Here is a 12,847-nt window from a genome sequence, read left to right as displayed (position 1 = left end):
GTGTATTTCAGTAGCTTGTGGCGAGTGCGCCGTTTTTCCAGACCTCGCGCACCAGAGGGACGCCCGGGCGGTAGGCGAGGTGGAGGTACGACGGTGCATCGAGCGCGATGGCGTCGGCACGTGTTCCGAGAGAAAGGGTTCCGACGTCGGTGCGCTGCAGCGCCCGGGCGCCTCCTGCAGTGGCTGCCCAGACTGCCTCGGCGGGTGTCATGTGCATGTCTCGCACCGCAATTGCTATGCAGAACGGGAGGCTGGTGGTGTAGCAGGTGCCGGGATTGCAGTCGGCGCCGAGAGCTACTGTGACGCCGGCGTCCAGCAGTGCGCGGGCGTCGGGGTACTTGTTGCGGGTGGAGAAGTCGGCACCTGGCAACAGTGTTGCGACGGTGGAACTCTGAGCCAGGGCGTCGATGTCCTCGGCGGTGACGTAGGTGACGTGATCGACGGACGCGGCTCCCATCTCGACGGCGAGCTGAACTCCTGGCCCTTCGCCGAGTTGATTGCCGTGGACGCGGGGGATCAGTCCAGCGGCGACGCCTGCGCTCAGGACTGCATGTGCCTGTTCGCGGTTGAACGCCCCTCGTTCGCAGAAGACGTCGATCCACTTCGCGTGTGGCGCACAGGCAGGGATCATCTCGTCGCACGCCATGGCGACGTAGTCATCGGCGCGGCCGGCATATTCGGGTGGTGGAACGTGGGCGGCCAGCAGTGTGACCTCGTCGGTGAACTGTCCGGCGATCAGTGCGCTGCGTAGTTCGCTCTCGGTGTTCTGCCCGTATCCGGTCTTGCATTCGACGGTTGTGCTGCCCGAGCGCAGGGATTCGTCGAGTAGGCGTCGAACATTGGCCTGCAATTGTTCGTCGGTGGCCGAGCGCGTCGCTTCGATGGTGTTGCGAATACCGCCCGCCGCGTACTTCTCGCCCGCCATGCGAGCTGCGAATTCCTCGGCCCGCTCGCCACCGAACACCAGGTGCGAGTGACTCTCCACGAAACCGGGGAGCAGGGCCCGACCGCCGATATCCTGACCGATATCGGCAGCCGGGGCGTCGGCGGAATCACCGACCCAAGCAACAACGCCGTCGTCGAAAACGATTGCCGCGTCGTGTCGTACGCCGAGCTTGCCCTCACCCAGAGTCGGGTCATTGGTGACGAGGGTTCCGATGTTGGTCAGAACAGTGGTTCGAGAACCATTCGTGGTCAATGTAATTCCTAACTCAGGGTGAGGTGGTGAAGCTGTTTCAGTTCTCGGTCATCGGGATTCGGACGCCGCGGGTGGCTGCCGTGTCGATGGCGTGGTCGTATCCTGCATCCGCATGCCGGATGACGCCCATCCCGGGATCGTTGGTGAGAACTGCTTCGAGCTTCTTGGCTGCGAGTTCGGTGCCGTCGGCGATGCACACCTGTCCCGCGTGGATGGAGCGTCCCATACCGACGCCGCCGCCTTGGTGGAGTGAAACCCACGAAGCGCCGGACGCGGTGTTGACCAGGGCGTTGAGCAGCGGCCAGTCGGCGATCGCGTCGGACCCGTCGATCATCGATTCGGTTTCGCGGTACGGCGAGGCGACCGATCCGGAGTCGAGGTGATCGCGGCCGATGGCGATCGGTGCGGAGAGCTCGCCCGAGGCCACCATCTCGTTGAACTTGAGGCCGGCGAGGTGGCGCTCACCGTATCCGAGCCAGCAGATGCGAGCCGGAAGGCCTTCGAAGGCAACCTTTTCGCCGGCCATGGTGATCCAGCGGCGCAGGTGCTCGTTCTCGGGGAAGAGTTCGAGGATGGCCTTGTCGGTGGCCTCGATGTCCTTGGGATCACCCGAGAGCGCCGCCCAGCGGAAGGGGCCGAGGCCTTCTTCGAAGAGCGGACGGATGTAGGCGGGAACGAATCCGGGGAAGTCGAATGCACGGTCGTAGCCGGCCTTGCGGGCCTCGTCGCGGATGGAGTTGCCGTAGTCGAATACCTCGGCGCCGGCGTCCATGAATCCGACCATGGCCTTGACGTGTGCGGCCATCGCGTTGCGGGAATCTTCGGTGAACTTCTGCGGATCCTTCTCCGACATGGTCTTCATGTCGCCGAAGTCGATGCCGATCGGCAGGTAGGCGAGGGGATCGTGCGCCGAGGTCTGGTCGGTCACGATGTCGATGGGGGCCTTCATCTCCAGCAGCGCCGGGAAGATCTCTGCCGCATTGCCTTCGAGGCCGATGGAGAGCGGCTTCTTGGCATCGCGTGCCGCGGTCGCCAGTTCGAGCGCGTGCTCGATGCTGTCTGCCTTGGTGTCGAGGTACTTGTGGGCGATACGACGGTCGATGCGGGTGATGTCGCAGTCGACGCAGATCGCGACGCCGTCGTTCATAGTGACGGCGAGAGGCTGAGCGCCGCCCATGCCGCCGAGACCCGCAGTGAGGGTGATCGTTCCGGCGAGTGAGCCGTTGTAGCGCTTCTTCGCGATGGCGCCGAAGGTCTCGTACGTACCCTGCAGGATTCCCTGGGTGCCGATGTAAATCCAGGAGCCTGCGGTCATCTGGCCGTACATGGTCAGGCCGAGGTCTTCGAGACGGCGGAACTCTTCCCAGTTCGCCCAGTCACCGACCAGGTTGGAGTTGGCGATCAGCACTCGCGGTGCCCACTCGTTGGTGCGGAAGACACCGACCGGCTTGCCGGACTGCACCAGCATGGTCTCGTCGTTCTTCAGCGTCTTCAGCGTGGCGACCATGGCGTCGAAGGCAGCCCAACTACGCGCTGCGCGACCGGTTCCGCCGTAGACGACGAGGCTGTCCGGGTGCTCGGCAACATCGGGGTCGAGGTTGTTCATGAGCATGCGCAGGGCACCCTCCTGCTGCCAACCGAGCGTCGTGAGCTCGGGGCCGCGGGGAGCACGGACGGGGCGCGGCTCGTGGCCGGGGGTGCTGATTTCCATTGTGTTCTCCTAGCTTGCTGAAGTTCGAAAGACGTTGGGGGATCAGACGCGAGAGTCGGTCATCGCGGTGTGATCGGGGTAGATCATCGACGAAGGGGGATTGCTCGTGCGCTTGGCGAGTGGGTAATAGATCAGCCCGGTGAACACGATGCCGACCAGCCACGAGATGTCGGCGCCGCCGAGCATGTCCGTGACGGGGCCGGTGTACATCTTCTGGGCGAGGAACGGGATCTGGGCGAGAACGCCGGCGGCGTAGCAAGCCAATGCGGTGAAGTTCCATGCTCCGTATCGACCGTTGACGTCGTACAGCGCCGGAATGTCGATGCGTTCCTTGGAGATCAGGTAGTAGTCGATCAGATTGATCGCACTCCACGGCGTGAACACCATCAGCAACACCAGGACGAAGTTCTTGAAGTTGTCCAGGAAGTCGGCGCTGGCGGCGATGGCGATCAAGACCGAGACCGCAGTGAAACCGAGGATGTAGAGGGTGCGCGCTGTGCTCGAGATTCGCGACTGTCCGTTGAAGGCGGTGACGGTGGTCAGGATCGACATGAATCCGCCGTAGGCGTTGAGCACGTTCACCGTCAGCTTGCCGACCAGGATGACGAAGTAGATCAGGAAGGCGATGGCAGCGGGTCCGGCCAGATCTCCCATGAAGCCGACCTGGTTACCCAGGAACGCGTCGCCGGCGCAGGCCGCGACGAGAGCGCCGAAGGTCATGGACCACTGCGATCCGATGACACTACCGAGGAACGTCGACCAGAACGTGGTGCTCTCGGAAGTGCTGCGCGGCAGGTAACGCGAGTAGTCGGCGACGTACGGGCCGAAGGTGAGCTGCCAACCGGCACCGAGCGAGATCGCGAGCAGGAAGGTGACTATGTCGAAGCCCTTGATGCCGACGTACGAGGCGACGTCGTACTCGAGGAACAGTCGAACGGCCAGGTAGGAGAATCCGACGATGCCCACGACGGTGGCGATCCTGCCGACGATGTGGATCAGCTTGTAGCCGGTGACCGCGACGAATGCGGTGAGGAGACCGAAGACGACGATGCCGACGGTGGGGCTGTCGATGTGCAGGATCTTGTTGACGGCCTGTCCGGCCAACACGGTGCCGGTGGCAGCGAAGCCGAGGTACATCAGGATGACGAGAACAAGCGGTACGACTGCTCCCTTGACGCCGAACTGGGCGCGACTCGAGATCATCTGGGGGAGACCCATACGCGGGCCCTGTGCGGAGTGAAGCGCCATGACAGCGCCACCGAAGATGTTGCCGATCAGAAGTCCGACGATCGCCCAGATGGCGTCCGCGCCGAATACGACGGCGAGAGCGCCGTCGACGATTGCAGTGATCTGCATGTTGGCGCCGAACCAGAGAGTGAACTGGCTGCGCGGGGTGCCGTGTCGTTCTGCATCCGGGACGACGTCGATAGTGCGTCGTTCCGGAGTGAGGATGACCTCGGCCGGTCCATCGTGAGTCATAGGCCTGTCTTTCTGCTGCGAGCCCGTCGAGCGACGGAATCGACGTCGGGGTATTGCCCACCTTCTTCGTGCTTGGTGCTTTGCGCCTTGTGCTTTGTGCGCTGGGTCACTGTCACTGCGGATAAATGTATATGCCTGTATATACAGGCGTCAATACCCGGGACCCGTTTTCGCGTAAATGCTGTGTAACACCACGCGAGAAATCAGAAACCCTTACCCGGGTTGAGGATTCCGAGCGGGTCGAAGGCAGCCTTGATCGATCGGTGCAGTTGCATGCTGTCCTCGCCGAGCTCGAGAGAGAGCCAGCGACGCTTCAGAACGCCGACGCCGTGCTCTCCGGTCAGAGTTCCTCCGAGTTCGAGAGCACGCCGGAAGACCTCGTCCGCGGCGGTCCACACGGCTTCGGGGACCGAGCCGTCGGCAGTGCGGTCGAAGACGAAGGTCGGATGGACGTTGCCGTCACCAGCATGCGCGACGGTCATGATCTTGACCATGTGCTCGGCGGCGGCTCGGTCGATACTCTCGAGCATGTCGGGCAGTTTCGACCGCGGGACCCCGACGTCTTCCACGAGACATTGCCCGAGTCGTTCGGAAGCCGGATAGGCGAGTCGGCGAATCTCGAGTAGCTGTGCGGCTTCTGCCGCGTCCTGCGAGACGGCGACAAAATCTGCGCCCGCCCTCTCGAAGTGTTTCTGCATCGCCGCGGCTGCTGCGTCGGCATCGACCCCGTCGGCCTGTGCGATCAGCATCGCGGCGGTGTTGTCTTCCAACCCGATTCGTTTCCAGTCGTCGACTGCGCGCAGCGTTGCTCGATCGATCAGCTCCAGCAGGCTCGGTCCGATCCCGTCGCGAACGACCGCGGCAACTGCGTCCGCTGCGGAGCGGAGAGAATCGAAACTGCCGACGACGGTGACCGGTGCTCTCTTGGGCTTGGGCTGCAACTTCAGCGTGGCACTCGTGACGACTCCGAGTGTTCCCTCCGAACCGACGAGAAGACTGGTCAAGTCGTATCCCGCAACACCTTTGACGGTCCTTCGGCCTGTCCGCACGATCCGACCGTCGGCGAGCACAACCTCGAGACCCAGGACTGAATCGCGGGTGACGCCGTACTTCACGCAACGCAGTCCACCGGCGTTGGTGGCGATGTTTCCGCCGATCGTGGAGATCTCGAAACTGCTCGGATCAGGGGCGTACATCAGCCCGTACTCGTCTGCTGCTCGACTGATGTCGGCGTTGATCACCCCGGCTTCCACGACAGCGAGCTGATCGTCCGGATTGACCTCGAGAATCGAGCGCATGCGAGTGGTCGAGATGACCAGGCAGCCCTCGACGGCTGCCCCGCCGCCCGCCAAACCGGTTCCCGCACCGCGGGTTACCACCGGGACACGGTGAGCAGTAGCCCATTTCAGCGCCTCGGAAATGTCGGCCGCAGTTTCGGCGAGCATGACGGCCGCCGGATGGCCGGGTTCGGCGAGATGGGCCTCGTCACGGCGGTACGAGTCCATTACCGACGGGTCGGTGATCAGGCGACTCGAACCGATCGACCGAGCGAGTTCGTGGACGGACATTCTTATCTCCAGTCGGTCAAAGGTTGTGTGCGAGTGCGTCCACAGCGGCGATCACGGCGTCTTCTGCTGCCCGCTCGCCGACGGTGACCCGCACTCCCTCGCCGGGGAACATCCGGACCGAGACACCTCGCGCGACGCAGGCCGCTTCGAGCGCAGAAGCTCTCTTGCCGAGAGGGATCCACACGAAGTTGGCGCCGCTCGGGACCGTCTCGACGCCGCGCAGAGTCAATTGCTCACGTAGGTGAGCGCGACCCGCAGTCACCGTTTCGACTATCGAATCGGTGTGCGCCGGATCGGTCAGGGCCGCGCAGGCCGCGGCCTCGGCAACGGCGCTGAGGCCGAAGGGCGGTGCAGCGCTGCGAAGATCGGCTGCGATCGCCGAGTTGGTGACGGCATAGCCGGCCCGAAGTCCGGCCAATCCGTAAGCCTTGGAGAAGGTTCGGAAGACGACGATGTTGGGAAAGGTTCGAAGCAGGTCGACGCCGTCGACGTCGCTGGTCGCGAACTCCCGGTAAGCCTCGTCCAGAAGGATGAGGACGTCGCTCGGGATCGAGCGGGCGAACGAGACGAACTCCGCGGTCGAGAACTCGCTTCCGGTCGGATTGTTGGGGTTGCAGACGAGTACTGCGCGGGTCTGCGGCGTCACGGCTGCCGCCATTGCACTCAGATCATGCCGATGTTCGGAATCGAGTGCGACGGGTACACCGCTCGCCCCGGCGATTCCGATCAGTATCGGGTACGCCTCGTAGCTGCGCCACGGGTAGACGACTTCGGTGCCAGGGCCCGTGTATGCAGTCAATACCTGCTGGAGCAGTGCCAACGACCCGGCGCCGACCAGTACCTGGTCGTCGCCCACGCCCAGACGGTCGCTCAACCGGGCTATCAGTGTGTCGCCGAACAGCGACGGATACAAGTGCGAGTGTGAGGCCGCGAGATTGACGGCCTCGAGAATGGCCGCCGAGGGTGCAACCGTCGACTCGTTGCTCGACGCCCGCCACCGAACCTGCTCGAGGCCGGCGGCTTTGGAGTATCGAGGAAGCGCTTCGATTTCGGGTCGGGGGCGAGGCCTCAGCGCACCGGGCGCGCTCATGCCAGGGCGCCGATCGCGTTCTCCGCAGCCGCAACAAGTGCACCCGATGCCGCCAAGTCCACCGCGGCCTCGATCTCGGGGGACAGGAAGCGATCGGTACCCGGCCCCTGCACCTTCTCGCGCAGGGTCCGAAGGACGGCTCCGGTGGCGGGGGAGGGCTCGAGTGGGGAGCGCAAATCGATTCCTCTTGCTGCAGTCAGTATCTCGATCGCGAGAACTCGGGTGAGACCGTCGATGGACCGGCGGAGCTTGCGTGCACCCGACCATCCCATGGAGACGTGATCTTCCTGCATGGCCGAGGAGGGAATCGAATCGACACTGGCCGGGCTCGCGAGTCGCTTGAGTTCGGACACGATGGCAGCTTGTGTGTACTGCGCGATCATCAGTCCGCTGTCGACACCGGGGTCGTCGGCGAGGAAGGGGGTCAGACCGTGATTGCGTGCTACGTCGAGGAAGCGGTCGGTTCGGCGTTCGCTGATACCCGCGACATCCGCGGTCACGATGGCGAGGAAGTCCAAGACGTAGGCCACGGGAGCTCCGTGGAAGTTACCGTTGGATCGAACCCGTCCGTCGAGGGTGACAACGGGATTGTCGACAGCACTGGCCAATTCGCGCCCGGCGACGAGGCGGGCGTGATCGACGGTGTCGCGTGCGCCGCCGGCGACCTGCGGTGCGCACCGCAGTGAGTACGCGTCTTGAACCCTGGTGCAGTCAGGGCCCGCATGGCTGGCGACGATCGGGGAACCGGCAAGCAGACGCACCATGTTCGATGCGGCCGCGCCCTGGCCGGGGTGGGGGCGAAGCGCTTGGAGGTCCGCGGCGAACACCTGATCGGTGCCGAGCAAGCCCTCGACGCTCATGGCGGCAGCGATGTCGGCCAACTTGAGCAGATGATCGAGATCGGTGATCGCAAGGGCCAGTTGACCGAGCATCCCGTCGGTACCGTTGATCAGTGCGAGGCCTTCCTTCTCGGCCAGAACCACCGGTTCGAGACCATGGGCAGCCAATGCCGTTGCCGCATCGGTGAGTTCACCGTCGGCGGTGCGGACGGAACCTTCACCGATGATTGCCATCGCCACATGCGCCAGTGGTGCCAGATCTCCCGAGCATCCGAGGCTGCCGTATTCGTGCACCACCGGGGTGATGCCTGCGGTGAGTAGGTCGGCGTACGCCTGTGCGACTACAGGGCGCACTCCGGTTCGCCCGGTGGCGAGCGTCGAAAGACGCAGAAGCATCAAGGCCCGGATCACTTCGCGTTCGACTTCCGGTCCCGAACCTGCCGCATGTGAGCGGATCAGGCTGCGCTGCAACTGTGTCCGCAGATGCGCCGGAATGTGCCGGGTGGCAAGTGCGCCGAATCCGGTGGAAACTCCGTAGACCGGTGTGGGGTCTGCGGCCAGCGCTTCGATGCGTGCACGACTTTCGGCGATCGCGGCCAGTGATTCCGCGGTCAATGCAACGCCGTATCCGTTGCGCGCGACGTCGACGACGTCGGCGATGGTGACAGCGCCGATTCCGACCTCGATGGTTCGGGTGGCTGTCTGGGTGGCAGGGGTGGCGTTCATGGGACTCCAATGATGATGCGTGGCTATCTAACAAAGTCTTGTATACGAGACTCTAGTCTTGAATATGAGACGAAAACAAGGCCCGCAGAGTGCGAAACGGAGAATTTTGTTACATGTCTGCGGTCGGGGTCTCCACCATTCGATCTCCGAGATCGGCGGAGAACTCGGCGCTGACGGTGCGCACTCGGTCGGCGATCAGGGCACTCTCCTCGGCCGATTTGGAGCCGGAGAGGAAGGTGACGCCGAGAGCTGCGACCGGACGACCGTCCCGTGTGATCACGGGGCTGGCGATGCAGTTGATCCCGGATGTCGTCGCATTCTCTTCGACCGCATATCCGCTCTCACGTGCTGCGGCGAGCAGTTCTCGCAGTTCGGCGAGCGTCGACGGTCCCGTTCCGGTCCGCGTCGGCCAGGTGTACCCCTCGTAGAGCGCGCTGATCTGTTCCACGTCCAGACGGCTCAGAATTGCCCGCCCGACTGCGGTGAGATGCGCCGGAAGGCGGGTCCCGATCTCGGTCACCAACCGAACGCCGGGCTTCAGAGGTTCACGTTTGTCGAGGTAGATGACGTCAGAACCCTGAAGTACCGCCAGATGGGAGGTCTCGTCGGTCGACTGAGTGAGTGCCAGCATGAATCGTTGGCCCTCACGGTGAAGTGGGCCGGACCGCATGTACGACGCACCGACTTCGAACGCCGAGACACCCAGGGTCCAGGCGCGTTGATCAGCCCAGTACGAGACGAACCGTCGATCCCGCATGACATTGAGGAGGTGATGCGTCGTACTCTTCGGCAGCTCGAGGGCGCTGGAGATTTCTGCCGTCGCCAGCGGCACACCCCGGCGGGCCAGGAGATCGAGCACGTCGAGCACGCGCTCAGCAGATTTCACGCGGCTCGTCGTCATATGGGGTGTGTCCTTACGGGTAGGGCTGAGGTGGGAGCGGGGAACCACATTGTCTCGGATACGAGACTGAATCGCCAAGTGCTCGGATACGAGACTGAATCGCCAAGTGCTCGGGGTGGTCAGGGTGTCTGGCTGCCGAGTTCCGCGGACAACCGGGCGCAGTGCTCCACCAAGACGCGGCCGTGGCTGGCGCAGACCTCGTCCGTCAGACGGAATGTCGGGCCCACGACGCTGAGCGCTCCGGCTATCTGACCGACCGCGTTGTAGATCGGCGCGGCAACTCCGGTCGAGTGATCCTCGATGGTGTCGTGCGCAATGGCGTACCCGCTCTCGCCTACCTTGCCGCTCAACGCTGCGCCGACGGCGGTGCCGTCCAGGGGAACGCTCTGGCCCACCCACCCCATGTGGCGGATCGCGTGCGTGCCCTCGATCTGATCGAGATACAGCGCAGTGTCTTTCGGTCCCTTCGTCGACAGGTAGGTCGACTCTCTCGTGGTTTCGGCGATGGCCTTCATCGCGGGCCGCGCTCTCGGCAACAGTTGATTGTCACCGAGTGCGCGAGCCCCGATCTGTAGTAGCCGCGGGCCGACGCGATAGACGTTGTCCTCGCCGCGGACGACGAACTCGGTTTGTTCGAGGCTTCTGATCAGGCGAAGCGCGGTACTGGTTGCCAGATCGGTTGCCTTGGCGGCGTCGCCGAGCGTCAACCCGCCGTGCTCGACGATCGCACCGAGAAGTTCGAACGTGCGATTCGCGCTGCGGGTCACGTCGCCGGGGCCATGTCCTACTCCAAGTGCCGAGGGATGTCTGCGCTGAATCTATCGCGAGCCCGGCAGTACCTCACCGTGGTGCTCGTCCAGCAGGGGACTGCGGCGGACATCGGGGCGTCGGCTATCACCGAACACGACGGGTTGTCGTACGTAGGAGATTTTTCCTGCTACCGGGTGCTCGAACGATTCGACGACTCCGCGATACTCGGCCTGCGCGGAGGTGAGTGCCTGCTGGACGTCCCAGATTTCCGAGCCGGCGAGGCCCGCGTCGCCGAGAATACCGACCACGTCGGCGACGGTCTTTCCGGCAGCCCAGTTTTCGATCTCCTTGCGCAGTGCCGGTTCGTTCTCGGTCCGGGCGGTGTCGTCGGCAAATCGGGGATCTGCGATCAGGTCGACGCGATTCATCGTCTGCGCCAGCTTCTCGAAACCCGACTGGCTCGCAACTGCGAGGACGAAGAGTCCGTCGTCGGCCTTGTAGGTGTCGAACGGTGTTGACACCGGATGACGGTTGCCGACGCGTGGGGGAGTGAGCCCGGTGGATTGCAGTTGGCTGTGTGCTGTCGGCAGCATGGCGAGCATGCTGTCGAACATCGCGACGTCAAGGTGCTGCCCGAGTCCGCTCGCCCGTGCACTCAGCAGGGCGGTACTGATTCCCCAGGCGGCGAACAGCCCGGCGACCAGGTCTCCGAACGACTCACCCAACCGTGTCGGCCCGGATTCCTCCGAACCGGTGATGCTCATGATTCCCGAAAGAGCCTGGACTACAAGGTCGTAGGCGGCGGCTCCGGACATGGGCCCGTCCTGTCCGAAACCGGAGATGGACGCGTACACGATGCGCGGATTGCGAGCCCGCGCAGCCTCGTAGTCGATTCCCAGGCGCTTGGTGACGCCGGGGCGAAAGTTTTCGACGACGACGTCGGCGGTCTCGATGAGCGTCAGCAGCGCCTCACGGTCCTCGTCGTTCTTGAGGTTGAGTGCCACCGAACGCTTGCCACGATTGAGCACGTTGAAGTAGATGCTCTCGCCGTCGCGGAACGGGCCGAGGTGCCGAGAGTCTTCACCGTGTTCGGATTCGATCTTGACGACGTCCGCACCGGCGTCGGAAAGCAGTGCGGTGCAGTAGGGTCCGGCAAGGACGCGCGAGAGGTCGATGACCCGGATGCCGTCGAGTGGGGGAAGTGCAGTCATGTCCGCGCCTTTCAGAACTCGGTGGAACGCGGCGACGGAGCATTGCCGGCAATGGTGAGCAACTGGATCTGCGAGGTGCCCTCGAAGATGCGGAGAATGCGGCAATCGCGGTACAGGCGTTCGATTTCCGATTCGCGCATGAAACCTGCGCCACCGTGGATCTGTACGGTTTGATCGACGATCGAGAAGCAGGCTTCGGTGGCGACGTACTTCGAAATCGATGCGGCGCGGCGGATGTCCTGACCGGCGTCCTTGACGTCGGCGGCCCAGTCTGCGGTGACGCGTGATGCGACAAGTTGCGCGTCGCAGCCACCGAGGAGTAGCTGGATTGCCTGGAAGTCGAAGATCGGCGTGCCGAACTGCTTTCGCTCCGTTGCGTACTCGCGTCCCAGTTCCCAAGCGCGCAGAGCGATGCCGTTTGCCATTGCCGCTACGTCGATGCGTGCTCGGTTCAGGGCGGTCAAGGCAATGTTGCCGCCGCGACCTTCGGTGCCGATCACGGAGTCGAGCGGCAGAACGACGTCGTCGAGGTAGACGGTGTACGTCGGGGCCGAACGAATTCCCATCTTGTCCTGCGGCTCCGAGTAGCTGATTCCCGGAGTTCCCTTGGGGACGACGAAGGCGGTGATGCCTCGGAATCCTGCGCTCGGGTCCGTCTTGGCGAAGAGCACGACCAGGTCGGCTTCCTTGGCGTTGGAGATGTACGTCTTCGATCCGGAGAGATGCCAGCCGTCGTCCTCGCGTCGGGCGACGGTACGCATCGAGGCGATGTCGGAGCCGGCATCGGGTTCTGTGAGTGCAAAGCCGGCCAGTAGTTCGCCCGACGCGAGCTGGGGCAACCAGCGATGCTTCTGCTCTTCGGAGCCGCCGACGAGAATCGGCTCGAGGCCCAGGTAGTGGGCGGTGTAGATCGATGCCAGCGCGGCGTCGGTGCGTGCAACTTCTTCGATGGCGACCAGTTGGGTTCGTGTCGACAGACCCAGCCCGCCGAATTCCTCGGGCACGGAAATGCCCATGAGGTCCTGCTGCCCGAGGCGCTTGACCAGCTGCGCCGGGAACTCCTTGGACTCGTCGCGTGCGGCTGCTCCTGGGTGGATCTCGGCGTTGGCGAAGGCTCGGACAGTGCTGCGGAACTCTGCGAGATCGACGCTGTCGGTGTCGGGCGCGGTCTGGGTAGTCACGGGGGCTCCTTCGAGGCGGAATAGTTATGAATTTCATCTAATGAAATCTAATTGCCACTAGTTGGCATGGACTGACTATGGCCGAGGGTGGCGAATTTGTCCAGGGGTGAAGTTGTTGTGTCGCGGCTCACGTTCTGCAATGATCAACTTGTCTAAGCCTGTATAGACAAGTTGATTGCGGATCGAACCCACT

General features: G+C 63.7%; 10 protein-coding genes. All 10 read right to left on the bottom strand.

What is annotated here, in order from left to right:
- Nucleotides 1-7: 7 nt before the first annotated feature.
- The 10 genes from hutI to EHW12_RS25290 all read right to left on the bottom strand — a co-directional run bounded on the left by hutI (nucleotide 8) and on the right by EHW12_RS25290 (nucleotide 12,654).
- Entirely contained in the window at nucleotides 8-1,198 is a 1,191-nt protein-coding gene (gene hutI, locus EHW12_RS25335; protein WP_029256288.1) for an imidazolonepropionase, read from the bottom strand.
- Nucleotides 1,199-1,235: 37 nt separating this feature from the next.
- The gene (gene hutU, locus EHW12_RS25330) at nucleotides 1,236-2,909 is read right to left on the bottom strand and encodes a urocanate hydratase (RefSeq protein WP_007732742.1); all 1,674 of its coding nucleotides are present in this window, start codon (nucleotides 2,907-2,909) and stop codon (nucleotides 1,236-1,238) included.
- A 42-nt stretch (nucleotides 2,910-2,951) separates the two neighbouring features.
- Nucleotides 2,952-4,388, bottom strand: coding sequence for a cytosine permease (locus EHW12_RS25325; RefSeq protein WP_003940251.1), 1,437 nt, complete (start codon nucleotides 4,386-4,388; stop codon nucleotides 2,952-2,954).
- Nucleotides 4,389-4,591: 203 nt separating this feature from the next.
- Nucleotides 4,592-5,956: an FAD-linked oxidase C-terminal domain-containing protein gene (locus tag EHW12_RS25320; RefSeq protein WP_042448454.1), complete on the bottom strand. Its 1,365-nt coding sequence runs from the start codon at nucleotides 5,954-5,956 to the stop codon at nucleotides 4,592-4,594.
- Nucleotides 5,957-5,972: 16 nt separating this feature from the next.
- Nucleotides 5,973-7,046, bottom strand: a complete 1,074-nt coding sequence (locus tag EHW12_RS25315; protein ID WP_042448451.1) for a histidinol-phosphate transaminase — start codon at nucleotides 7,044-7,046, stop codon at nucleotides 5,973-5,975.
- On the bottom strand, nucleotides 7,043-8,611 hold the full coding sequence (hutH, locus tag EHW12_RS25310; protein ID WP_042448448.1) for a histidine ammonia-lyase: 1,569 nt from the start codon (nucleotides 8,609-8,611) through the stop codon (nucleotides 7,043-7,045). Before hutH ends, EHW12_RS25315 begins: the two co-directional genes overlap by 4 nt.
- Before the next feature lie 109 nt (nucleotides 8,612-8,720).
- Nucleotides 8,721-9,512 (bottom strand): IclR family transcriptional regulator, encoded by a 792-nt coding sequence (locus EHW12_RS25305; RefSeq protein WP_042448445.1) that lies wholly within the window; start codon nucleotides 9,510-9,512, stop codon nucleotides 8,721-8,723.
- Between the two features lie 119 nt (nucleotides 9,513-9,631).
- Nucleotides 9,632-10,279, bottom strand: a complete 648-nt coding sequence (locus EHW12_RS25300) for an IclR family transcriptional regulator (protein WP_241199044.1) — start codon at nucleotides 10,277-10,279, stop codon at nucleotides 9,632-9,634.
- Between the two features lie 51 nt (nucleotides 10,280-10,330).
- The gene (locus tag EHW12_RS25295; protein ID WP_003940060.1) at nucleotides 10,331-11,473 is read right to left on the bottom strand and encodes a CoA transferase; all 1,143 of its coding nucleotides are present in this window, start codon (nucleotides 11,471-11,473) and stop codon (nucleotides 10,331-10,333) included.
- Between the two features lie 11 nt (nucleotides 11,474-11,484).
- The gene (locus EHW12_RS25290; protein ID WP_007732726.1) at nucleotides 11,485-12,654 is read right to left on the bottom strand and encodes an acyl-CoA dehydrogenase family protein; all 1,170 of its coding nucleotides are present in this window, start codon (nucleotides 12,652-12,654) and stop codon (nucleotides 11,485-11,487) included.
- Between the last annotated feature and the right edge of the window lie 193 nt (nucleotides 12,655-12,847).

Origin of the sequence: Rhodococcus sp. NJ-530 (assembly GCF_003860625.1) — a bacterium.
Lineage (GTDB): Bacteria > Actinomycetota > Actinomycetes > Mycobacteriales > Mycobacteriaceae > Rhodococcus_F > Rhodococcus_F qingshengii.
The sequence above is the reverse complement of the archived record's forward strand: the minus strand, read 5'-3'. Positions and strand labels throughout refer to the sequence as shown.

Bases quoted from the DNA above. Each gene is read 5' to 3' on its own strand.
- hutH (WP_042448448.1), bottom strand. From the start codon at position 8,611: ATGAACGCCACCCCTGCCACCCAGACAGCCACCCGAACCATCGAGGTC.
- EHW12_RS25315 (WP_042448451.1), bottom strand. From the start codon at position 7,046: ATGAGCGCGCCCGGTGCGCTGAGGCCTCGCCCCCGACCCGAAATCGAA.
- EHW12_RS25325 (WP_003940251.1), bottom strand. From the start codon at position 4,388: ATGACTCACGATGGACCGGCCGAGGTCATCCTCACTCCGGAACGACGC.
- hutU (WP_007732742.1), bottom strand. From the start codon at position 2,909: ATGGAAATCAGCACCCCCGGCCACGAGCCGCGCCCCGTCCGTGCTCCC.
- EHW12_RS25295 (WP_003940060.1), bottom strand. From the start codon at position 11,473: ATGACTGCACTTCCCCCACTCGACGGCATCCGGGTCATCGACCTCTCG.
- EHW12_RS25320 (WP_042448454.1), bottom strand. From the start codon at position 5,956: ATGTCCGTCCACGAACTCGCTCGGTCGATCGGTTCGAGTCGCCTGATC.
- EHW12_RS25305 (WP_042448445.1), bottom strand. From the start codon at position 9,512: ATGACGACGAGCCGCGTGAAATCTGCTGAGCGCGTGCTCGACGTGCTC.